This is a genomic window from Plastoroseomonas arctica (genome assembly GCF_018128965.1).
Taxonomy (GTDB): domain Bacteria; phylum Pseudomonadota; class Alphaproteobacteria; order Acetobacterales; family Acetobacteraceae; genus Plastoroseomonas; species Plastoroseomonas arctica.
In genome coordinates this window covers 1-20,959 of record NZ_JAAEDH010000014.1, presented here as the reverse complement: position 1 = coordinate 20,959, position 20,959 = coordinate 1, and the positions used below count along the sequence as shown (strand labels likewise).

General features: G+C 70.7%; 19 protein-coding genes and 1 tRNA gene. 13 read left to right on the top strand and 7 right to left on the bottom strand.

The genetic code is table 11. The annotated features are described in order from the left end of the window. Positions 1 to 113 precede the first annotated feature (113 nt). From GXW79_RS12875 to GXW79_RS12845, 7 genes are all read left to right on the top strand, one after another. Positions 114 to 623, top strand: a complete 510-nt coding sequence (locus tag GXW79_RS12875) for an Rrf2 family transcriptional regulator (RefSeq protein ID WP_211874805.1) — start codon at positions 114 to 116, stop codon at positions 621 to 623. Continuing rightward, positions 620 to 1,708 (top strand): cysteine desulfurase family protein, encoded by a 1,089-nt coding sequence (locus GXW79_RS12870; protein WP_211874804.1) that lies wholly within the window; start codon positions 620 to 622, stop codon positions 1,706 to 1,708. Before GXW79_RS12875 ends, GXW79_RS12870 begins: the two co-directional genes overlap by 4 nt. Continuing rightward, complete coding sequence (locus tag GXW79_RS12865; RefSeq protein ID WP_211874907.1) at positions 1,705 to 2,874, top strand: cysteine desulfurase family protein; 1,170 nt, start codon at positions 1,705 to 1,707, stop codon at positions 2,872 to 2,874. The genes GXW79_RS12870 and GXW79_RS12865 overlap by 4 nt, the downstream gene beginning before the upstream one ends. A gap of 7 nt (positions 2,875 to 2,881) precedes the next feature. Beyond that, positions 2,882 to 3,211: a ferredoxin family 2Fe-2S iron-sulfur cluster binding protein gene (locus tag GXW79_RS12860; protein WP_211874803.1), complete on the top strand. Its 330-nt coding sequence runs from the start codon at positions 2,882 to 2,884 to the stop codon at positions 3,209 to 3,211. Beyond that, entirely contained in the window at positions 3,212 to 4,303 is a 1,092-nt protein-coding gene (gene mnmA / locus GXW79_RS12855) for a tRNA 2-thiouridine(34) synthase MnmA (RefSeq protein WP_211874802.1), read from the top strand. A gap of 142 nt (positions 4,304 to 4,445) precedes the next feature. Further along, positions 4,446 to 5,324 (top strand): diacylglycerol/lipid kinase family protein, encoded by an 879-nt coding sequence (locus GXW79_RS12850; protein WP_211874801.1) that lies wholly within the window; start codon positions 4,446 to 4,448, stop codon positions 5,322 to 5,324. After that, entirely contained in the window at positions 5,324 to 6,073 is a 750-nt protein-coding gene (locus GXW79_RS12845; protein ID WP_211874800.1) for a metallophosphoesterase family protein, read from the top strand. Before GXW79_RS12850 ends, GXW79_RS12845 begins: the two co-directional genes overlap by 1 nt. A gap of 35 nt (positions 6,074 to 6,108) precedes the next feature. On the opposite strand, the gene GXW79_RS12840 is transcribed toward GXW79_RS12845, so the two are convergent. Then, positions 6,109 to 7,788 (bottom strand): AI-2E family transporter, encoded by a 1,680-nt coding sequence (locus tag GXW79_RS12840; protein ID WP_211874799.1) that lies wholly within the window; start codon positions 7,786 to 7,788, stop codon positions 6,109 to 6,111. A 67-nt stretch (positions 7,789 to 7,855) separates the two neighbouring features. Beyond that, positions 7,856 to 9,040, bottom strand: a complete 1,185-nt coding sequence (locus GXW79_RS12835) for a lactonase family protein (protein ID WP_211874798.1) — start codon at positions 9,038 to 9,040, stop codon at positions 7,856 to 7,858. A gap of 107 nt (positions 9,041 to 9,147) precedes the next feature. Here GXW79_RS12835 and nhaA point away from each other — a divergent pair, with 107 nt between their 5' ends. Both nhaA and GXW79_RS12825 read left to right on the top strand, forming a co-directional pair. Continuing rightward, entirely contained in the window at positions 9,148 to 10,317 is a 1,170-nt protein-coding gene (nhaA, locus tag GXW79_RS12830) for a Na+/H+ antiporter NhaA (RefSeq protein WP_211874797.1), read from the top strand. Between the two features lie 78 nt (positions 10,318 to 10,395). Further along, a tRNA-Met gene (locus GXW79_RS12825) sits at positions 10,396 to 10,472 on the top strand. Positions 10,473 to 10,499: 27 nt separating this feature from the next. Here the strand turns inward: GXW79_RS12825 and GXW79_RS12820 are convergent. Further along, positions 10,500 to 11,942, bottom strand: a complete 1,443-nt coding sequence (locus GXW79_RS12820) for a discoidin domain-containing protein (protein ID WP_211874796.1) — start codon at positions 11,940 to 11,942, stop codon at positions 10,500 to 10,502. Positions 11,943 to 12,005: 63 nt separating this feature from the next. Between GXW79_RS12820 and GXW79_RS12815 the strand changes: the two genes are divergently transcribed. Further along, complete coding sequence (locus tag GXW79_RS12815) at positions 12,006 to 12,995, top strand: hypothetical protein (RefSeq protein ID WP_211874795.1); 990 nt, start codon at positions 12,006 to 12,008, stop codon at positions 12,993 to 12,995. A 3-nt stretch (positions 12,996 to 12,998) separates the two neighbouring features. On the opposite strand, the gene GXW79_RS12810 is transcribed toward GXW79_RS12815, so the two are convergent. After that, positions 12,999 to 13,628 (bottom strand): hypothetical protein, encoded by a 630-nt coding sequence (locus GXW79_RS12810; RefSeq protein WP_211874794.1) that lies wholly within the window; start codon positions 13,626 to 13,628, stop codon positions 12,999 to 13,001. After that, positions 13,625 to 14,773 (bottom strand): glycosyltransferase family 61 protein, encoded by a 1,149-nt coding sequence (locus tag GXW79_RS12805; protein ID WP_211874793.1) that lies wholly within the window; start codon positions 14,771 to 14,773, stop codon positions 13,625 to 13,627. Before GXW79_RS12805 ends, GXW79_RS12810 begins: the two co-directional genes overlap by 4 nt. 305 nt (positions 14,774 to 15,078) lie before the next feature. Between GXW79_RS12805 and GXW79_RS12800 the strand changes: the two genes are divergently transcribed. The 3 genes from GXW79_RS12800 to GXW79_RS12790 all read left to right on the top strand — a co-directional run bounded on the left by GXW79_RS12800 (position 15,079) and on the right by GXW79_RS12790 (position 19,907). Then, positions 15,079 to 15,792 (top strand): class I SAM-dependent methyltransferase, encoded by a 714-nt coding sequence (locus tag GXW79_RS12800; protein WP_211874792.1) that lies wholly within the window; start codon positions 15,079 to 15,081, stop codon positions 15,790 to 15,792. 205 nt (positions 15,793 to 15,997) lie between these two features. Further along, on the top strand, positions 15,998 to 18,769 hold the full coding sequence (locus GXW79_RS12795; protein WP_211874791.1) for a tetratricopeptide repeat protein: 2,772 nt from the start codon (positions 15,998 to 16,000) through the stop codon (positions 18,767 to 18,769). 67 nt (positions 18,770 to 18,836) lie between these two features. Beyond that, positions 18,837 to 19,907: a DUF2252 family protein gene (locus tag GXW79_RS12790; protein WP_211874790.1), complete on the top strand. Its 1,071-nt coding sequence runs from the start codon at positions 18,837 to 18,839 to the stop codon at positions 19,905 to 19,907. Between the two features lie 15 nt (positions 19,908 to 19,922). Here the strand turns inward: GXW79_RS12790 and GXW79_RS12785 are convergent, their stop codons facing one another. Further along, complete coding sequence (locus GXW79_RS12785) at positions 19,923 to 20,360, bottom strand: nuclear transport factor 2 family protein (protein ID WP_211874789.1); 438 nt, start codon at positions 20,358 to 20,360, stop codon at positions 19,923 to 19,925. Positions 20,361 to 20,434: 74 nt separating this feature from the next. Continuing rightward, on the bottom strand, positions 20,435 to 20,959 hold a 525-nt coding region (locus GXW79_RS12780), incomplete at its 5' end, for an energy transducer TonB (protein WP_211874788.1).

Here is a 20,959-nt window from a genome sequence, read left to right as displayed (position 1 = left end):
GGAATATACGGAAGTGGGAAGCGTATTCATAACAAAATCATAGGCGGCCTTCCGCTGATGCATGGCTGGTTCCGGCCTGGTGCGGGGCTCACCGGATCAGGGTTGAGGCGCACATGAGACTCTCCACGCGCGGTCGCTATGCGGTCATGGCGATGGTCGAACTGGCGGTGCGTTTGCGCGCCAGCGGAGAGGCGTGTTCAGCCGATCGGCCGGCTTCGCTCGCCGACATCGCGGCGGCGCAGATGCTCTCGCTCGCCTACCTCGAGCAGATCTTCGCCCGGCTGCGCCGGGCAGGGCTGGTTGCCTCGGCGCGCGGACCCGGCGGCGGCTATCGCCTGGCGCGGGAGGCGGCGGCGATCAGCATCTCCGACATCGTCGATGCCGTAGAGGAGTCCATCGTCACCACTCGGTGCGAGGAGGGTGGCCCGGGCTGCCATGCCGGAGAAAAATGCATGACCCATGACCTCTGGGCCGAGCTCGGCGAGCAGATCCGGTTGTTCTTCTGCGGCATCACGCTGGCCGATGTGGTGGCCGGCGACGTTCGCGGTCGCGCGATGGCGCTGGGACCTTGCGCTGTCGCGGCGCGTAGCGGCCCGGAGAATGATTTCCCGGGCTACCCATGATCTACCTCGACGCCAATGCGACGGAGCCGTTGCGGCCCGAGGCGCGGTCGGCGGCGATCGCGGCCATGGATTGCTGGGGCAATCCATCCTCCGTGCATGGCGAGGGACGTGCCGCGCGGTGGGTGCTGGAGGCGGCGCGGGCGAGTATCGCGGCGCGCTTCGGGCCGGGCAGCGTCGTCTTCACCTCCGGCGGGACGGAAGCCAATGCGCTTGCCATTCATGGGCTGGCGCCGGGCCGGCGCGTGCTGGTGGGCGCCACAGAACATCCGGCCGTGCTCGCCGCCGCGTCGGGTGCCATCGTCATCCCGGTCGATCGCCAGGGCTTGGTCGACCTCGCCGCGCTGGAGACGCTGCTGCGCGAGGGCCCGGCACTGGTCTGCCTCATGGCGGCCAACAACGAGACCGGCGTGCTGCACCCGATCGCCGAGGCCGCCGCCTTGTGCCGGGCGGCGGGCGCGCGTCTGCATGTGGATGCGGTGCAGCTCGCAGGCCGCGGCGCGGTGCCGGGCGGCTGGGACAGCCTTGCGATCTCGGGCCACAAGCTGGGCGGGGTGAAGGGTGCCGGCGCGCTGATCCTCGCACCGGGGGTGGAAATCGGCGCGCTGATCGCCGGTGGCGGGCAGGAACGCGGCCGGCGCGGCGGGACCGAGCCGCTGCCGGCCATCGCCGCCATGGCCGCGGCCGCCGCCTGCGACCCGCCCGTGTTCGCCGCCTTGCGCGACGGGATGGAGGAACGTCTGCTGGCGCTCGCACCGGAACTGGTGATCGCCGGCGCCGATGTGTCGCGCCTGCCCAACACGAGTTGCCTGGCGCTGCCTGGCGTCGCGGCGGAGACGCAGGTGATCGCTCTCGATCTCGACGGCGTGCGCGTTTCGGCGGGCGCGGCCTGCTCCTCGGGCAAGGTGGCGCGCAGCCATGTGCTGGAGGCGATGGGCTTCGGAGCGCTCGCCGGCTGCGCGATCCGCGTCTCGCTGCCATGGAATGCGACCGCGGCGGATGTCGAGGGCTTCGTCGACGCATGGGCCGCCATGCGCGCGCGCATCTCGCGTCCCACGACCCGCGCGCCCATATCGGCGCTGCGATGAGCCACGCGAACCGCCCCATCTATCTCGACAACCACGCGACCACGCCCGTCGATCCGCGCGTTCTGGCCGCCATGCGGCCCTGGTGGGAAGAGAACTTTGCCAATCCCGGCTCCGTCGAGCACGCGATGGGCCGCGCCGCCGAGGAGGCCGTGGAACAGGCCCGCGTGGAACTGGCCGCGCTGATTGGCGCCGAGGCGCGCGAGATGGTGCTGACCTCGGGGGCAACCGAGGCGAACAACCTGGCCATCAAGGGCGCCGCGCGCTTCGCCGCCTCTCAGGACAGCCCGCGCAAGCGGGTGGTCACGCTCGCGACCGAGCATAAATGCGTCCTCGAAAGCGTGCGCGACCTGGCCGCCGAGGGATTCGAGCCGGTGATCCTCGGCGTCGGTACGGATGGGATGGTCGATCTCGACGCACTGCGCGCGGCGGTCGATGAGCGCACGCTTCTGGTCTCGGTGATGGCGGTGAACAACGAGATCGGGGTGATCCAGAACCTCGCGTCCATCGGTGCCATCGCCAAGGCGGCAGGGGCACTGTTCCACACCGACGCCGCGCAGGCGGCCGGGCGCATCCCGCTCGACGTGGCGGAGATCCAGGCGGACCTGGTGTCGCTCTCGGGGCACAAGATATACGGGCCGAAGGGCATCGGCGCGCTCTATGTCCGCCGCCGGCCGAGGGCGCGGCTGCTGCCGCTGTTCTCCGGCGGCGGGCAGGAGCGCGGGCTGCGCTCGGGCACGCTGCCGGCGCCGCTGGTGGTGGGCATCGGCGCGGCGGCGCGGATCGCGGGGGGCGAAGGCATGCTCGATGCCGGGCGCATCGCCGGGCACCGCCAGCGCTTTCTCGACGCGCTCCTGGCGCGCGTCCCCGGCGTGGTGGTCAATGCCGAGGCGGCGCCGCGCGTCGCCGGGAACCTGAACCTCACCCTGCCGGGCGGCGTCTCGGCGCAGGCCATCATGGAGGCGGCGCCGGGGGTCTGCGTCTCCACCGGTTCGGCCTGCTCCTCGGCCTCGGTCGAGCCATCTTACGTGCTGCGCGCGATCGGGCTGGATGATGACCGCGCGCGCGCGACCTTGCGTCTGGGGTTCGGGCGCTTTACCTCGCCGCAGGATGTGGACCGTGCGGCCGTGATCCTGGCCGAGGCGTGGTCGCGGCTTGTGGAAGGGTGAGCATTCGATGCCGAAGATGGTGTTTGTCGAGCGCAACGGGGTGCCGCGCGAGGTGGATGCGCCGAATGGCCTGTCCGTGCTCGAAATTGCGCACAAGCACGGCGTCGACATCGAGGGCGCGTGCGAGGGCAGCCTCGCCTGCTCGACCTGCCACGTGATCGTGGACGCGGCCTGGTTCCCCAAGCTCGCCAAGCCCACCGAGGATGAGGAAGACATGCTCGACCTCGCCTTCGACCTGCAGGAGACAAGCCGGCTGGGCTGCCAGCTGATCATGACCGATGCGCTGGACGGGCTGGTGGTGAAGCTTCCCTCCGGCACGAAGAACGCCGGCGGATAGATGCGGGTTCTGGTCGCCATGTCGGGGGGCGTCGACAGTTCGGTCGTCGCCGGGCTGCTCGCCGAGGCGGGGCATGAGGTGGTGGGCGCCACCTTGCAGCTCTACGACCATGGCGCCGCGTCGTCGCGCAAGGGCGCCTGCTGCGCCGGTCAGGACATTCTCGATGCGCGCCGCGTCGCCGACCAGCTCGGCATCGCGCATTACGTGCTTGATCGCGAGGCGCGATTCCGCGACGCGGTGATGCGCGACTTCGCCGACACCTATGCCCGCGGCGAGACGCCGATCCCCTGCGTGCGCTGCAACCAGACCGTGAAGTTCGCCGACCTCACCGCGCTCGCCCGCGACCTCGGCTGCGAGGCCCTGGCCACCGGCCATTACGCGCGCCGCGTCGAAGGCCCCGACGGTGCGGAGCTGCACCGTGCGGCGGATGTCACCCGCGACCAGAGCTACTTCCTGTTCGCCACGACGCAGGAGCAGCTCGAATTCGCCCGCTTCCCGCTCGGCGAGATGGCGGACAAGCGCGCGGTGCGCGACGTGGCCGCGCGGCTCGGGCTCGGCGTGGCCGAAAAGCCCGACAGCCAGGACATCTGCTTCGTCCCCGATGGGCGCTACGCCGATGTAGTGGGCCGGATGCGCCCCGATGCGATGGCGCCTGGCGAGATCGTCGATGACGGCGGCCGCGTGCTGGGCGGGCACCAGGGCATCGCGCGCTTCACCGTCGGTCAGGGGCGCGGCATCGGCGTTGCCGGGCCCGAGCGGCTCTATGTACAGCGGGTCGAGCCCCTGGCGCGGCGCATCGTGGTCGGGCCGCGCGCGGCGCTGCCGCAGCATTCGGCGCGGGCCGGCGAGGTGAACTGGCTCATCGCGCCTCCGGAGGCACCGATGCGGGTCGCGGTGAAACTGCGGGGCCGCGAGCTGCCGCAGCCGGCGGTGATCGCCTGGGACCCGGCTGCCGGCGAGATCGACATCACCCTTGACGTGCCCGGCATCGTGGCGCCGGGCCAGGCGGCGGTGGTCTATGCCGGCGAACGGGTGATCGGCGGCGGCTTCCTGCGCGCCGTCGCCCCGGCGCCGGTCGCCCTCGCGGTCTAGCGCGGGGCCGAACGGGTGCGCGAAACTCCGCCCATGACCCGGCGTTGGCTGACGATCGCCCGCGATCGATGGACCGGATGGATTTTGCAACCGATGCGGCGACAACTCCCGATGCGTGAAGCCATGGTGTCGCGCGGTCGCCATGGCCAGTGAGGCAGCTGCCCCGGCCCCGCTGACCGGCGCCGCGCTGATCGTGAACGCGCAGGCCGGCAGCCTCTCGGGCCTCGACAAGCCGCGCGCCGCTCTCGAGGCGATCCTGCGCCAGCAGGGCTTCCATCTTCCCATCGACGCTGCCGAGGACATGCCGCTCGCAGAGCAATGGGCCATGTTCGACCATCCCGAGGTCGCGGTGGTGTTCGTGGCCGGCGGCGACGGCACGCTGCGCGCCGCGGCCGAACGCGCTATCGCGGCCGGGCGCATCCTCGCCCCCTTGCCCGGCGGCACGATGAACCGCTTCTGCCAGCGCTTCGGCCTGCCCGACGACCCGGTCGAGGCGGCGCGGCGCTTCAGCCCCGGCGACCCCACGCCAACCGATGTCGCGACCGCGAATGGCGAGGTGTTTCTCTATCAGAGCGTGGTCGGCCGCCCGACCCGGCTGATGCGCTTCCGCGAGATGCAGCGTGGTGCCGGGATGCGCGGCTGGATGCCGCTGTTCGTGGTGCTGATGCGGACGCTGTTCCGCCCGAACGGCCGCGACCTGCGCGTGCGCTTCGGGCAGGGCCGGCGCCGCAGCGGGCATGCCGCGGTGGTGACGCTGACCGAGGGCGGCCTCGCCCTCTCTCTGGCGCGGCCCTCGAGCACGTTCGCGCGGCTTCGCCAGGCCTGGCGTTGGCTGCGCGGGCGGCTCTCCGACGATCCCGAGACGCTGGATCGCGCGGCAGGGCAGCTCGTGGTCCATGGCGGCGATGCGCTGCTGCGGATGAGCCTCGACGGCGAGATGCGGCTCGCGCCCTCTCCGCTGCGGTTCCGGGTGCGCCGTGGCGCCCTGCCGGTACTCCTGCCGCCGCCCCCTGTGCCCTGATGGCCCGCATCGCACACCTGTCCGACCTGCATTTCGGCGAGGCGAGCGACAAGCTGGTGGCCGATCTCGGCGCCGATATTCGCGCCGCGGCGCCGGATGCGCTGGCCGTCAGCGGCGATCTCACCCGGCGCGCGTCGCGGAAGGAATTCGCGGCCGCGCTGCGCTTCCTCACCAGCCTGGAGACGCCGCTGCTGATGGTGCCGGGCAACCACGACATTCCGGGACATGACCTGTGGACGCGGCTGTACGACCCGCTCGGGCGCTGGCGCTCGGTCAGCGCCGCCTTCCCGCTCACCGTGCTGGAGATGCCGGGGCTGCGGCTGGTCGGGCTCGACACGGTGGCGCGCGCGCAATGGCACCTGGACTGGTCGGCCGGAGCCATCTCGGGCGAGCGGCGCCAGCAACTGGCGCGCGTGCTGGGGGAGGGCGCGGTGCTGGTCTGCCATCACCCGCTGCGCCATGCCGGCTGGGCGGTGGGGCGGCGCCCGCCGCGCCATGCCGAGCGGACCATCGAGCTGCTGACTACGCACAAGGTGCGCGCCGTGCTCTGCGGTCATCTTCACCGCGCCGAGATGACCAGGCTCGGCGAGGGCGGCCCGGCGCAGATCATCGCGCCGAGCGCCTTCTCGGAGCGCGGCGGCCGCGCGAACGGGTGGAACCTGGTGGTGCTGGAGGACGACACGCTCAGGGTCGAAACGCGCGAATGCGTCGGCGGCACTTGGCGCGGGCGTGATTTGGCCGCGGTGTGACTTAGGGCGGCTGCGGGCCGCAGGGCCCGCCGGTGTCAGGCGGCGACTTCGGTCTGATCCAGCAGCGCGTCGATCCGCGGCATCAGGGTGGTCAGCGATTCGCTGGAATTCGTCGCCTGGCCAGTGGCGGCGATCGCGCGCGCCGCCTCGTCGGTGGTGATGAAGACCAGCACCTCGCTGGAGATGCGCCGCGCATCGCGCAACGCGCGCACCACGCGGTGGGCGGGCGTGGCGCCGGCGGCGGCGAGGATCACCAACGTCGGGTCCGTCGCGCGAGACACATCCGTCGTCGCGGGGTGGCCGACCTCGAGCAGCGCCGCGACGAGCGCGCTGGCGGCCGCGCGGTCAAGCGCGCCGGCGATCGGCAGCACCAGGATCTCGGGGTGCTCGATCGAGGCATCCGTCATCGTGTCGAGCACGTTCTTCAGCGTGCGTGCACCGCGGATGGCGAGGTTGGCGCTGAACGTCTCGTCGGGGCGGCCATGGCCGATCTGCGCGATGGCCGGCAGCACCATCCGTTCGACCGAGCCGAGCACGCCGCGGCGTTCGCTTTCGGCCGCCAGCAGCCGACTGGCGCCGAACTCGTCGCCGGCCAGCAGCCGCTGGTAGAACCGCGCCTCCACGGGCAGGGCAGGACTGTCGCTGAGCAGAACGTCGAGGAAGCTGAGCGATGGGATGTGTCGCCCGAGGATGACCAGGCACGCGGTGATGGCTGGCGCCAGCACCAACCCGATTGGTCCCCACAGCACCGCCCAGAAGGCGGAGGACAGCACCAGCGCGAGCGGCGTGACACCGGTGCTGTGGCCGAACAGCCATGGCTCCACGCCGTAGCTGAGAATCACGTCCACCACGATGAACAGCGCGAGCACCATCAGCACCGTGTTCCAGCCCTCGGTCGTGGCGAAGGCGACGACGAGGGGGAAGACCAGCGACAGCGGCGCACCGAGATAGGGGATGAAGCGCAGCACCGAGCCAAGCACGCCCCAGAGCGGTGCGTTGGGCACGCCGATGAGCCAGAGGCCGATGCCCATGCTCAGGCCGAACACGCTGTTGACGACCACCTGCATCAGCAGGAACCGGCCGAGCCGGCCGGTGGTGTCCGTCATCGCCTCGGTCGTGCGGTGCAGCTCGTGCAGGCCGGCCAGGCGCAGCGCGCGGTCGCGCACGTCCTCGCGCTGGACGAGGATGAAGGTCATCAGCAGCAGCGTCATCGCGACGGTGGCGAGCGGGCCCACCACCATGCCGATGAAGCTCAACACGGTCTCGTAGGGCGCGGCCTCTGGCGATGCGACCGTGACGGTCTGGGCAGGCGGGGCGCCGGGCTGCATCGCGGCGCCGAGGCGATGGAAAAGACGCGAGACGCCTTCGATCGGACCCGAGCCCTCGCTCAGGGCCTGGACCTTGCCGCGCAGCACGTTCTCATAGCCGGGCAGCTCGGCCGCGAGCGAGAGCGCCTGGCTCACGACCAGGTAGACGAGGCCGCCGGCCGCGGACACGAACACGGCCATGGTGAACAGCACTGTGGGGATGCGCGGCATGCCGCGACGCTCTATCCAGGCAACCATGGGCAGTGCGGCAATGGTGAGCAGCATGGCCAGGGCGAGGGGTGCGAGCACCGCGCGGCCCAGGTAGATGACCGCGATGATGCCGCCGATCAGCAGCAGGCGCATGGGCAGGGAGTTGGATGCCGCGATCGGGGGCAGGAACGGCGGCATCGAGACACTCCGGTTCGGGGTGAGGCAACAACGCGCCAGGGCGGCGCATCGTTGCCTTGTCGCCTCGCTATCCGGTGAAGGCGATGGTCACCGGGCTCTTGCACAGGATGGCGGGGCCGGCCTGGGTCAGCCGGCCGCCGGTGCCTTCGACGCGGAAGGGCAGAATGGTGTCGCCCTGCTCATTGGCAGCGTAAAGGAAGCGCCCGCCGGGGGCGAGGCCGATGAAACGCGGCGACGGGCCCTGGGTGCGGGTCCAGGCCGGGGTGCCGAGCAGTCCGTTGTCGGCGCGCGCGGCGAAGCTGGTGACGCTGTCATGGCCGCGGTTGGAGACATGGACGAAGCGGCCATCCGCACTCACCGCGATCTCGGCGCAGGTGCTGTTGCCGGTGAAGTCTGTCGGCAGGGTGGTGATGACCTGCTGCGGGGTCAGCGTGCCGTTCGACACGGCCCAGGCACAGGTCGTGACCGTGCTGTCGAGCTCGTTCAGCACCCACGCGATCGGGCGGGTCGGGTGAAAAGCCATGTGGCGCGGACCGGCACCGCTGCGCGAGGCGACGAAGCCGTTGTTGCCGGCCGGCGTAAGCGCGCCGTTCGACGGGTCGAAGGAGAAGACGAACACCCGGTCCACGCCCTTGTCGGGGATGACCACGTATTTGCCCGTTGGGTCGAACACGACGTCATGGGGTTCCGAATTGGGCTGCTCGCGGCGGTGCGGGCCGGGCTCGCCGGGCAGCGAAACGAGCTGGGCGTGGTCGCCGAGCGATCCGTCGGGGCGGATCGGCAGCACCGCAACCGACCCGGTCGCGTAGTTGGCCACGACCAGCCACTTGCCGGAGGGATCGATCGCCTGCCGCACGCCGTTGCGCCCGCCCGTCGTGCCGCGGTTCAGCGCGCGGATGCGCCCGCTCGCCGGGTCGATCGCGAAGGCCGAGGCGAAGTCGCCATCGCCGTGAACGGAATAGAGGAAGCGCCCGTCGCGGCTGGTGACCAGGAAGGAGGGGTTCACGAGGTCGCCGAGCGTCTGAACATGGGTCCAGGCGCCGGTGGTGGTGTTCATGCTGAACACCGAAATGCCCTCGCCGCGCGCGCGGCGCTGGGCGGAGGTGAAGCTGCCGACATAGGCAAAGACCGGTCGCGCCTGGGGCGGGCGGCGGGTCTGGGCGGCGGCTGTGCCGCTCAGCGCGGGTGTGGCCATGGCCATCCCGGCGAGCAAGGTCCTGCGCGACGTGGTGCTGGTGGTCTCGTCGGTCATGCCGTCTCTCCCTCGGCCCTTGCGCGGGTCCGTTCGGGGCGGAGGATGCGCGATCCGCCGCAGTTGGTCTATGCAGGCCGGCGTGGTGGGATGGATCGGGGATGGGCATGGATGACGGGGCAAGGTCGGGCAAGCCGGGGCCGCGGGCGGCGTTCCTGCGCGAATTCCTGAACAGCCAGGCCGCTGCCGGTCTGGTGCTGATGGCGGCCTCGGCCTTCGCGCTGGTGATCGCGAATATCGAGGCGGGCGGGATCGCCGCCGGCTACCGGGCCGTGTGGGCTGTCTATGTGGGGCCGATGAACATCGGCCACTGGGTCAATGACGGGCTGATGGCGGCGTTCTTCCTGCTCGTCGGCCTGGAGATCAAGCGCGAGCTGCTCGATGGCGAGCTGTCTGACTGGGGCAAGCGAGCATTGCCGGGGCTCGCGGCGGTGGGGGGCATGGCGTTGCCGGCCCTGGTCTACGTCGCGATCGCCTGGGGAGAACCTGGCGCGCTTCGCGGCTGGGCGGTGCCCGCGGCGACCGATATCGCCTTCGCGCTCGGCGTGCTGGCGCTGCTCGGGCCGAAGGCGGCGCCGCCGGCGCTGCGGGTGTTCCTCGCCGCACTCGCGATCATCGACGATCTCGGCGCGGTGCTGATCATCGCGGCTTTCTACACGGCGGAGCTGTCGCTGCCGGCGCTGGCGGGTGCGGCGGTCGTGCTGGCGCTGCTCGGCGCGCTGAACCGGGCGCGGGTGGATCGGCTGTGGCCCTACCTCGTGCTGGGCGCGGGGCTGTGGGTGCTGGTGCTGGCCTCTGGCGTACATGCGACACTGGCGGGTGTGGCTTTGGCCTTCTGCTTGCCGCTCGCGAGCCGGAGGGGGTCCCCGTTGCTGCGGTTGGAACACCGCATCGCGCCATGGGTGAACTTCCTGGTGGTGCCGGTGTTCGGCTTTGCCAATGCCGGGGTGAGCCTGGGCGGGGCAGGAATGGGCGCGATCGGGCTCGCGGTGGCGCTCGGGCTGTTTTTCGGCAAGCAGGCGGGGGTGATGGCGGCGTGCTGGGTTGCGGTTCGCTCGGGCCTGGCACGGCTGCCGGAGGGGGCGGGCTGGGTGCAGCTCTATGGCGTGGCGCTGCTGTGCGGAATCGGGTTCACGATGAGCCTGTTCATCGGGCTGCTGGCCTTCCCCGCGGATGTGGCGCGGCAGGAGGCGGTGAAGCTGGGCGTGCTGGCGGGCTCGCTGGCCTCGGCGGTGGTGGGCGCGTTGGTGCTGCGCTTGTCGGCGCGGCGTGTTTGATGCGGGCCGCGGTTGACAGGGGAGGGTGGGGGGCATTACTCCGCGCGCTCCGGTGGGTGGTGCCCTTCGGGTGTCTTTGGCGGTGTAGCTCAGCTGGTTAGAGCACGGCACTCATAATGCCGGGGTCGGCGGTTCAAGTCCGCCCGCCGCTACCAGATAACTGGCTGCAGGATAAGATTGCTTCAGGCGCGCGGCGGGTTTGGGATAGCGATCCCATCCGGCTCAATGAGCGCCTGCGTATGCGGGTGGAACTGGTAGACATCGCGCGCATGCCCGCGCAGCAGCGCCAGCCAAAATCCGACATTACCGCTGGAGGTGAGCAAGGCGCGTGCCTGCGACAGCCACGACACCATCGCAAACAGCCGCAATCCAAAATCCCGCCGTGTCAGGCCGAACTCGTCGGTCAGGTCCAGGTTGTGGATCACCGTGGTCCCCGTGGTCATCGGGATGTCGTCAATGAACTTCACGCGGCCAGGAAAGCGCTCGCTGACGAATTCGAGGAACTGCCTCTGGTCCGTTTGTACGACGATGTCGGACGTCACATTATTGGCTATGCGGCCGATCTGGTCGGCGTAGTCATCGAATGAGGCAGGCTTGATCTCGGTTACCTTATCGGTCCCGCGATAACAGACGACCACAGCTTTGCCGATGTCGATACCGTACTTCGTGGCCCAGTGCTGCTGCAGCGCGGTCACCGACCCGGACGGCGAAAAATATCGGCTGACGAAATACCCGATCGCCGCGTGGTCCAGCGTCTTGTACGCCATGCTATTCGGGCTGTAGCGCCCGCGTGCACCGAACACCGGGATCTTACGCGTCATGCCGACGGGATCGGCCTGCACCCACTTCGCACGATCGCAGACCAGTTCGAGAACGCTGTCGCGAACGCCATCCTTGAACTTCTTGAAGATGTCGTGGTCGTCGATCGACACCGTCTCCAGCCCCGCGCGGCGGAAATGGAGGATCTCGGCGAGGATTACGGACATGACCGAGAAGTAGCCCGAATCGTGCCGCGGCCTCAGCTCTATCCCATCGAGTGGACCAGTTGCGCTCAGTGTGACCGAAGCCACCGCCGAATCGCGCGAAGGCGGCACGTATCGGAACGCCTCCAGTTCATCGAACTGCAGACATCCGCCCCCCAGCCCCTGCACGCGCAAGAAGCGCGCATTCACTCCTTGGGAAAATTCCAGCACCGCCGGCCGCTGCGTCGAGGCACCTCCATAAGGCCGGTGCAGCGCCGCCAGCGTTTCCCACACGGCGCCATCGGCCGAGGCGAGGATCGCGACCGGCAGGAAGGCCACGCCACGCAACGGCGCGCGCTCCGCAGACCACAGCTGTATGCGCCCGATGCCGACAACCCGCCCGAGATCGACCTGCCACCAGGCACCCTCCTCGACCGCCGAGCGGAAGGAGGCCAGCCCTTGCTTCGTCCCGTTCACCGCAGCATCGGCGGCGATGCCCTCCTCGGCCGACACGCTGCTTGCCTGGGTCGGGCGGCGCAGGGCCAGGTTCGCCAGCGGATAGTTCAATGTCGCGTCCTCAACAACCATCGCGCGCGGCCTTTGGCCACCATCACGCCATCGCATTTTTTGCGGCTTCGCGCCATGCGTGTCGCAGCACGCCACGAACCCGCCATCCTTGCACCCCCTTGCCCCGACCGATAAGAAAACGCATCCCGGGAGAGCCTCATGGGCACGATGGCCGAATACAAGTTCCTTGAAAAATTCCTCCGCACCCTGGGCAGCACGCACCGCGTTCACCTCACCTGCACCAACAAGCGCGATGGCCTCGGCGCCCAGGCGATCCGCATCATGTCGGTCATCGCTTATTGCCGCGCGCGCGGCCTCACCTACGTCCACCGTCCCTTCGACCGCGTCTGGGGCGCCCCACCCGACGACCCCCACTACACCGCCCGATGTGAGGATTTCCTGGGTCTCGGCGCCGGCGAAATCCGCCTCTCCGACATGGCGCTGCCGCCGCAGACGGCCGCCGCTGCGTGCGAGTCGCCGATCGTCTTCGACGGCAAGAACGTGCTGATCGGCATCGTCTCCACGGTCCCTTTCATCAGCCGCGAGCCCACCAGGTTCCTCGGCGGCATCCCCACCTTCCGCCAGCGCTTCGGCTTCGAGCAGCGCCTGCGCACCCCGCGCGAGACGCCCGCCGGCGCAGTGCGGATCGCGGCCCACATCCGGCGCGGCGACGTCTCGCTCGCGCGCCATGCCGGCCGCTACACCGAGAACGACGTCTATGTCGCCGCCTTCCGCCGCATCCGCGACCTCATTGCCCCGCTCGGCCTGATCCCGCAATTCGAGGTCTATTCCCAGGGCAGCGAGGCGGAGTTCGCCGAATTTGCCGAGTTCGGCGCGGAGCTGCGCATCGATACGCCGCTGTTCGAGGATGTGGACCGCATGGCGACCGCGGACGTGCTGCTCGTCGCGAAAAGCGCGCTCAGCTATGTCGCCGCCATCTACAGCACTGGCGTGAAGCTGTTCCAACCCTTCTGGGTGGAGCCGCTGCCCGGCTGGATCGCCTATGGCCCCGAGGTCGAGTTCGACGCCGAGGCCTTCCTGCGCGTGTTCGAGGCGAATGCGGCCGAGCGTTCCATCCGCGCCCTGCTCCGCCTGCCGCCCGATGCGCCGCGCCAGCCGGCACCGACCGACATGGCGCTCATCGCCTGACGACTAGCCCCAGTTGAACACGTAGGTCAGCAGCGACGTCATCGCGTGGTTTGCGTCGATATCGGGCCTGAGCGAGAGCACGATCATGCTGTCCTCAGCCTGCTCGATCGCGCAGAAATCCAGGATCGTGCGGTACTTGTGCTGCCGCCCGACATAGTCGTGCAGCACCAGGCGCACCTTGCCGCGCCACTCGGCGTCACCCAGTCCCATGATGGCGGCCGAGATCGCGCAGGCGACGCGGAAGCGCCCATCGATGAAGATCAGGTCGGGCCGGAACCCTTGCTCGCGGCAGGCGGCCCAGGGTAGTGCGACGTAGCGCGGCCAGTGGTGGATCTGCGACCGGTCCGCAGGGCGACCCCAGCCCGAGAGCGGCCCGATCGCGGCGTGCACGATGTGCACGCGCCCCGCTTCCAGCCCGGCGGCGATTTCCGCGTGCTGCGAAACGCCGGCGACCCAGCCGGCATCGGAATCGACGGCCACGATCCGCGGCGTCGCACTTCGCACAGCCTTGAGCGTCGATCCGCCAAGGCCGAACTCCAGATAGCCGTCGCGGCTCTCAGCAAGCAGATGCTCCAGCAGCGCGGCTTCCGTGCTCGAGAGCTGCGGCTGCTCGAGGTCAATCGCCGCCTTCATGCCGCCGGTTCCGCCGCGTCCGCGCGATGGAGGAAGCCCGGGATCGCGGCCGCCAGGGCGGCGATCGATGCGTCAGGCAGGATGATGTCCTCGTCGCGCGGCCGGCGGTTCACCGGGAAGGGTTCCTCCTGCCCGGTTTCGCCGATCACCACGAAATACCGCCCGCCGAGGAATTCGCACAGGTGCCGGAACGATGAGGTGTGCAGCCCGTCGCGGCTGAAGATCTCGACCAGGCGCAAACCTGGCGTCCCGAACAGCAGGTTCGTCAGTGCCGCGCCATGCGGTGCCACGATCAGCCGTGCGGAGGAGAACAGCATGGCCTGCTCGGTGAGGCTGAAGCTGCCCGGATCGATCACCTGGAAGCCGAACGGCTCGAGCGCCGCAAGCAGCGCGCTCTCGTTCTTGAGGCGGCGGATCGCCGCACCCGCGCGCGAGATGTAGAGGCAGGTGCCCTGTGTCGCGACGGTGCGCGCCTTGGCGACCGGGATGCGGCTGCGCAGGAAATCCATGTAGGAGGGCACCAGGCCGGAGACGCGCTGGCCGTTGCGATGGGTCAGGCCGCACGGGATCAGCAGCTCCGCCACCTCGAGGAAGCGCTGCCCCGCCTCGACCGGGGTGAGGCCGATCAGGGGCAGGCTATCTGCCTGGAACGCCGGGCCGGCGACCGGCGTGATGACCGGGGCGCCGTGGAATTCCGGCACGAGCGCCTTGTAGGCATCGGCCACGAAGGCGCGGGCGATGCAGTCGAACCACCAGCGGCAGTAGTTGGCGTGCCGGGCGGAGGTGAGCAGCACCGCGCGCGGCACCTGGCCACGCCGCGGGCCCACCGCCTTGCGGTCGGCGAAGGCGCGCTCGGCCGCGCCGGCATGGGTGCTGGTCGGCAGCGTCTCGGCGACCAGGTCGCCCGTGGCGGTCAGGACGTAGCCGGTCTGACGGTCGACGAAGCAGTTCTTCAGGTGCAGAAGGTATACCGGCCCGGCCACGTAGCTGCGCGGCAAGCATTCCTCGTCGTTGATCGATGCCAGGACGTCATCGGGGCTGGTGGGTGTCGAGAGTGCGACGGCGTGCGGCGGGAATACCACGTGGCAGGTGATGTCGTCGCCGAGCTTGTGGGTGCCGATCTTGAGATCAATGCCCCGGAGCAATCGGTGAATACTTAGAACCATTCGCTGCTGTTTCCGACCCTGCGATCCCGACCGCCGAACCACCTCTGGCTTCCAGATAGCACCGCATCGCCGTCTGACATATGGGCAATGCAGCGCGCGCACTCGCGTGCCGCGCGTAGGCGCACGCCACCCGAAACAGCCGCCTCCGCGTTGCCGGCGGCGGGCTTTGGCATTTGCGCACGCAGGTGTGAAATGCTGATTGTGCAGTGCAAAGCAGCGCTCTATGGACCGGGCGGGTTGTCATTCACGAGCGCCCGTCCTAGCACCCTCGAACGGGCCTTTGCATGACCTCACCGACCCCAGAAGGCGACCAGATGGCACGGGATACGGCGGAGACGTCCCCACCGCTCTTCGCGGGCTCCGATCCGCTCTTCATCGATTTCGGCTGCGGCACCGGCAATTCGATCCGCTTCGCCGAAGGCATCATGGGCGGCCCTGGCGTCGGGCTCGACATCTCGACCGACCGTGTCGCCGCGGCGGTCGAGCGCGGCTATGAGGTCGCGGTCGGCGATCTCCTCACCTTCGAAGGTCGCAGCGTCGCGACCGCGAGCTTCGCCATCGACCTGTTCCCCGAGCTCGAGACGCGACGCGCTTGGGAGACCGCACTGGTGACGATGCTGCGCGCCGCGCGCGACTTCGTGTTCATCCAACACCTGTGCTTCGACTCCGCCGAGGCGCTGCTCGCGCGCGGCCAGACCAGCGCCGCGCACGCCGCGAAGCCGGTGCTGCTGCGCCCGCGCGCGATCGACTACCTGCATTTCGTGCAGCAGCACCGCGCGGGCCTGAACATCGTGGGCTTCGCCGCCTTCGGGATCGGCGAGGCGACCGGCACGCCCTCGGCCTTCGAAGGCATCACCGGCACGCTGCTCGACTCCGCCGCGCCGGCCTTCCGCTCGGTGCGGATCATCATCGCGCGCAAGCAGGTGAGCCGCTTCCGCGCTGCGCTGCAGCGCGCCGGTTCGGGCCAGCTGCTTCTGTACTGGGAGCAGCCGGCCTGACGATCGGCACGCCGGCGCGAAAATCCTTCGCCCTTCGCAATCAATGCCTTTATTGAAGCTTCCTTCGGCATAATTGTGTCATGCGTCCGCGCCGCAGGCCGATGCGCCGGGCGAGGAGGACGAACACGGCCATGACCTTGGCGAGTCCCGCGATCAGCGCGAAACGGGGGTTTGCCGCGCCGCCGCGTACCGGTGTGGCCGCCGCATGGCCGTGACCGCCGCCACCTCGCCACTCATCGCGGCGCGCGCCGCGATCCGTGCCGGGCGTCCGGCCGAGGCGCTCGCTGTGCTCGACACGCCCTGGTTCCTGCGCTCGCCCACCGCCGAGGTGCTGCTGCTGCGCGCCGATGCGCTGCGCGCCCTCGACCACCCCGGCGCCGAGGCGGCGTACCAGAAGGTGCTCGCGGTCACACCGCGCGAGGCCTCGGCGATGATGGGGCTCGGCGCGATCGCGCGGGGCAGGGGCGACACCAAGGCGGCGATCGCGGCCTTCGAGTCGGCCCATGCCGCGGTGCCGCGGAACCTGCGGCCGCTCGACGCGCTTATGCGTGAGTACCGCGACGCGCGGCGCTGGTCGGAGGCCGAGGCGAAGGCGGATGCAGCACTGGCCTTCACCCCCGGCCATTTGCTCGCGCTCATGGTCAAGGGCCAGGCGGCGCGGGCACGCGGCGACAGCGCTGGCGCCATCGCGGCGTTCCAGGCGGCGCACGCGGCCGCCCCCACCGACCTCAAGGCGCTTGACCAGCTGATGCGCGAATGCCGCGACGCGCAGCTCTGGGACGCGGCGGAGGCGGCGGCCGATGCGGCGCTCGGCATCGCGCCGGACCACCTCCTCGCGCTGCTGATGAAGGGCCATGCCGCGCGCGGCCGCGGCGAGCTGGACGCCGCGACCGCCGCCTACGAGGCGGCGCACCAGGCCGCGCCGGGCGAACTCCGCCCACTCGACATGCTGATCCGCGAGCATCGCGAGGCCGAGCGCTGGGAGGAGTTGGAAGTCGTCGCCACCGCCGCGCTCGCGATCGCGCCGGAGCATTCTGCCGCCCTGCTCGCCCTCGCCCACATGCATCGCCGTCGCGGCGCCTTGCCCGAAGCGATCGCGGTGCTGCGCCCGATCGCTGACACCGGCGCCGCGCGGCTGGAATTCGCGCAGATGCTGCTCGACCTCGGCGAGGACGAGGCGCGGGCCGAGGCGCGGCGCCTGCTGCAATCCCATCCCGACCAGCGCCGCGCGCGTCGCCTGCTCGGCCGCGCCGCGCTCGACCGCGGCGCCTTCGCCGAAGCGCGCGCGGATTTCGAGTCGGTCGACGACCCCGACCTCGCAACGATCCTCGCGTTGGCGCTGCTGGCCTGGCGCGAAGGCCGGCCCGAGGATGCGCAGGTCCAGATCGCCGCGGCCGAGGCGATGGCGCCGGACGATCCGCGCCCGCTGGAACTGCAGGCGCGACTCGCGCGCGATGCCGAGCGCCACGCCGACGCGGTCGATCTGTTCCGCGCGGCACTCGCGCGCAATCCGTCGAGCGCCGATTCGCTGCTGGGCCTGCCCGCCGTGCTCGCCTCGACCGGCGCCTTCGACGAGGCGGCGGCAGCGACCGACCAGGCCGAGGCGATCCTGGGGCCGGGGCCGCGCATCGCGCTGCTGCGCGCGACGGCGCTGCGCCGGCGCGGCCATTGGCCGGAGGCGCTCGAGGTCGCGCGCGCCGCCTGCGTCGGCGAGGAGCCGCCGCTGAACCTGATCATCGAGCGCACCCGCCTGGAGCTGATGCTGGCCGGTCCCGAGGCGGCGACCGCAGCACTCGATACCGCGCGCCCGAACACGCCCAAGGATCGCTGCGACATCCTGCTCCACCGCGCCCTGATCCTGGAAGAACGGTGGGATTACGACGCCGCCGCCGCGCTGTTCGCCGAAGGGGCCGCGCTGGTGCCGCGCCATGCCGAGCTGCGGCTAAACGCCGCGCGCAACGCGCTCATCCGCCTCGACGCGGAGGGCGCACGCGAGCATCTGGGTGCCACGATGGAGGTGCGCGCGGCACCCCGCCGCCAGGCGGGCCGCAGCAGCAACATCAGCCAAACCCATGCCGGGCAGATCCTGGACGAGATCTCGCTGGACCCGCCCTTCCTGGCCGATCTGCAGCGCATCCGCCGCCTGCCCCCGGCCGAGCGCATCGGCCCGCTCGGCGAGGAGATCCGCGGCAATCCGGAAAGCACCGCGGCCGCGATGCAGTTGCTCCTCGCCCATCGCGCCGCGGGCCCGCTCGACCAGCCCAAGCTTGTGGACGGCGCGGTCATCCCGTTCCGCATCTGCCAATTCTGGACCGATGCCGACCCGCCGCCCGACGTGCTCGCGCTTATGGCGACTTGGGCGCGGCATCATCCCGGCGCCGCCGTTACCCGCTACGACGACGCGACCGCCCGCGCCTTCCTCGCACGCTTCCATCCGATGGTGACGCGCGCCTTCGATGCGGCGCATGAGCCGGCGATGCGCGCGGACCTGTTCCGCCTCGCCTGGCTCTACGCGGAGGGCGGCATCTACGCCGATGCGGATGACCGCTGCCACGCCTCGATCGCGCCGCTGCTGCGCCCGGGCCTCACGCTCGCCTTCTACCTCGAGCCATGGGCCACCATCGGCAACAATTTCATGGCCGCGGCTTCGGGCCAGTCGATCATCGCCGAGGCGCTCCGCCAGGCGGCAACGGCGGTGCTGCGCGGGGACCGCGACCTCGTCTGGCTCTCGACCGGGCCGGGCATGATGTCGCGCTGCCTTGCCGCGGCGATGGTCGCCGCCGGCGGGCCGCCCCCCGGGGTCGCGATCTTCGACCGGCCGGTGCTGCACCAGCGCGTCGCGATGCACTGCTTCCTGCCCTACAAATCCGGTAACCGACACTGGAGCCAGGCCGCCTTCCGCAAGGGCGCGCGCGATGCCGCGGTCGCCAGTCCCACCGCCTTCGCCGAAGAAGCCCCCGCGCTGACCACCGAGTGAGCGCGCGGCCTTGCGGGCGCCGGCCACCCCGCGCGAAACTGCCCCTCATCGCCGCGAAGGATTGGTGATGCAGGACATCGACGATGCGGTGCGCGCGCATGAGCGCTGGATGCGCGGGCTGCTCGGCCGCGACCTGGTCGTGGGCGACCTCGACGCCAAGCACCGGGGCATGCGCAAGAGCCCGTTCATCTTTCTCCGCGCCACCTATTTCCGCTGGGCCGAGACCATCCTCGAGACCTGCCCCGAACTCGGCGCGGCGCCGAAGGTGCTGGCGATCGGGGATATCCACGTCGAGAATTTCGGCACCTGGCGCGATGCCGAGGGGCGGCTCGTCTGGGGCGTGAATGATTTCGACGAGGCGGCGCCGATGCCCTATGCGCTCGACCTCGTCCGGCTCTGCACCAGCGCGATGCTGGCCAAGGCGGAGCGCGCGCCGGAGCCCAAGGAGCTGGCCGCTGCTGTGCTGCGCGGCTATGGCGCGGGGCTAGACGCGCCGGCGCCGGTGGTGCTGGAGCAGGGCTGGAAATGGCTGCGCGCCGAGGCGCTGGTCGCCGAGGCGGATCGCGCCAAGTTGTGGAGACGGTTCGAGGCGCTGCGCGACGGGCCGGTGCGCAAGCGCTTCCGCGATGCGCTGCGCGGCGCCATGCCCGTAGGCGCGGCGATCGACGCGGTGGCGCCGCGCGTGGCGGGCATGGGCAGCCTCGGTCGGCCGCACTTCGTCGCGCGTGCCACCTGGCGCGGTGGCCCGCTGCTGCGCGAGGTGAAGGCGCTGCTGCCCTCGGCGTGGTCGCGCGCGCATCGCGGGGGCGACGCGACCATCCATGCCGGGGTGATCGCAGAGGGTGCGGCGCGGGCGCCCGACCCCTTCTTCGAGGTCACCAATGGCCTCGCGGTGCGCCGGCTCTCGCCCAATAACCGCAAGATCGCGCTCGGCGACATGGCCGGGCCGATGCTGTCCGGCCGCATGCTCGAGGCGATGGGCCGCGACGTGGCGGGATGCCACGCCTCCGACCCCGCGCGCCTCGACGCGGTGCGCGCGGATGTGGGTGGTCGGAAGGCCGGTTGGCTGGCGCGCGCCGCACGGGACGCGGCGCGCGCCGTCATTGCCGACCACAAGGCGTATCGCGAGCGGGGCTAGCCGCCCAAGGCGTGCTCAGGTGCGAAAGGCCTGGCGCGCGAGCAGCTTCCATTCCGCACCCTGCTTGGTCCAGACCTGCAGCACGCCGATGCGCACGCTGCTCGGCGTCGCACCGCCCTGCTCGGCCGCAAAGGTGTGGCGGACGATGGCGTTCGGCCCGTCGATCGCGACGGTCTGGTCGGAGAGCGTGATCGAGCGGAATGGCGCCCGGCTCTCGACCAGGTTCGAGACGAACTGCGCCTTGTTCTCGATGCGCCCGGCGGAGTGGCCATAGCTGAGCGCGCTGGCCGAAAGCGCTTCGAGGCGCGGGCGGTCGGCGGCGATCATGGCGGTGCGCAGCGCTTCGACCTGGGCCGCAACGGCGGCGGCCTCGTCGGCCTGCGCGATGGCCTTGGCGGCGATGATGGTGCCGAGCCCGGCAATGGCCAGCGTGCGGCGTGCGGTGGTGTTCATTCTTGTTTCCTCCCTTGGGGGTGCCTTGGTGGCGGGGGAGGGTGGGCCCGTTCCTTCGCGCGGTTCAAGCGCGATCAGCGGCGGACCAGGATGTACTGGATGGTCAGGTCGATTGTCGCGAGGTTGCTCTCGGTCCCAGGCGGGAAGGGCGGGATGGTACGGTCCCGCAGCAGCGCGGTGGACGCGATGTCGAGCCATTGGGATCCGGAGCGGCTGGTCAGGCGCACCGACTGCACGCGGCCGTCGCGGTCGACCTCGAAGCGGACGATGGTGGTGCCATCCTCGCCGTTCATCGCGGCCTCGCGCGGGTAGCGGCCGTTGCGGCGAAGCCATTCCATGAATGCGGCGCGCCAGTCGGCGCCGAGATTGGCGCCGGAGATGCGCAGCGTGGCGCCGGCAACATTCTCATCCGAACGCGCGGCCGGTGGGTTCGGCCGATCCGGCCGTGGGTTCGGGCCGAGCGCCAGCTGGTCGGGGTTGGGGCGGCGCTGCGGCGCCGGCGCCGCCTGCGGAGGACGGAGCGGGCCCAACGAGGCGTCGGGGATGAAGCGGGTGCCGGCGAGCGCCGGCGGTGCCGGCTGGGCGGGCCGGGGCTGCGG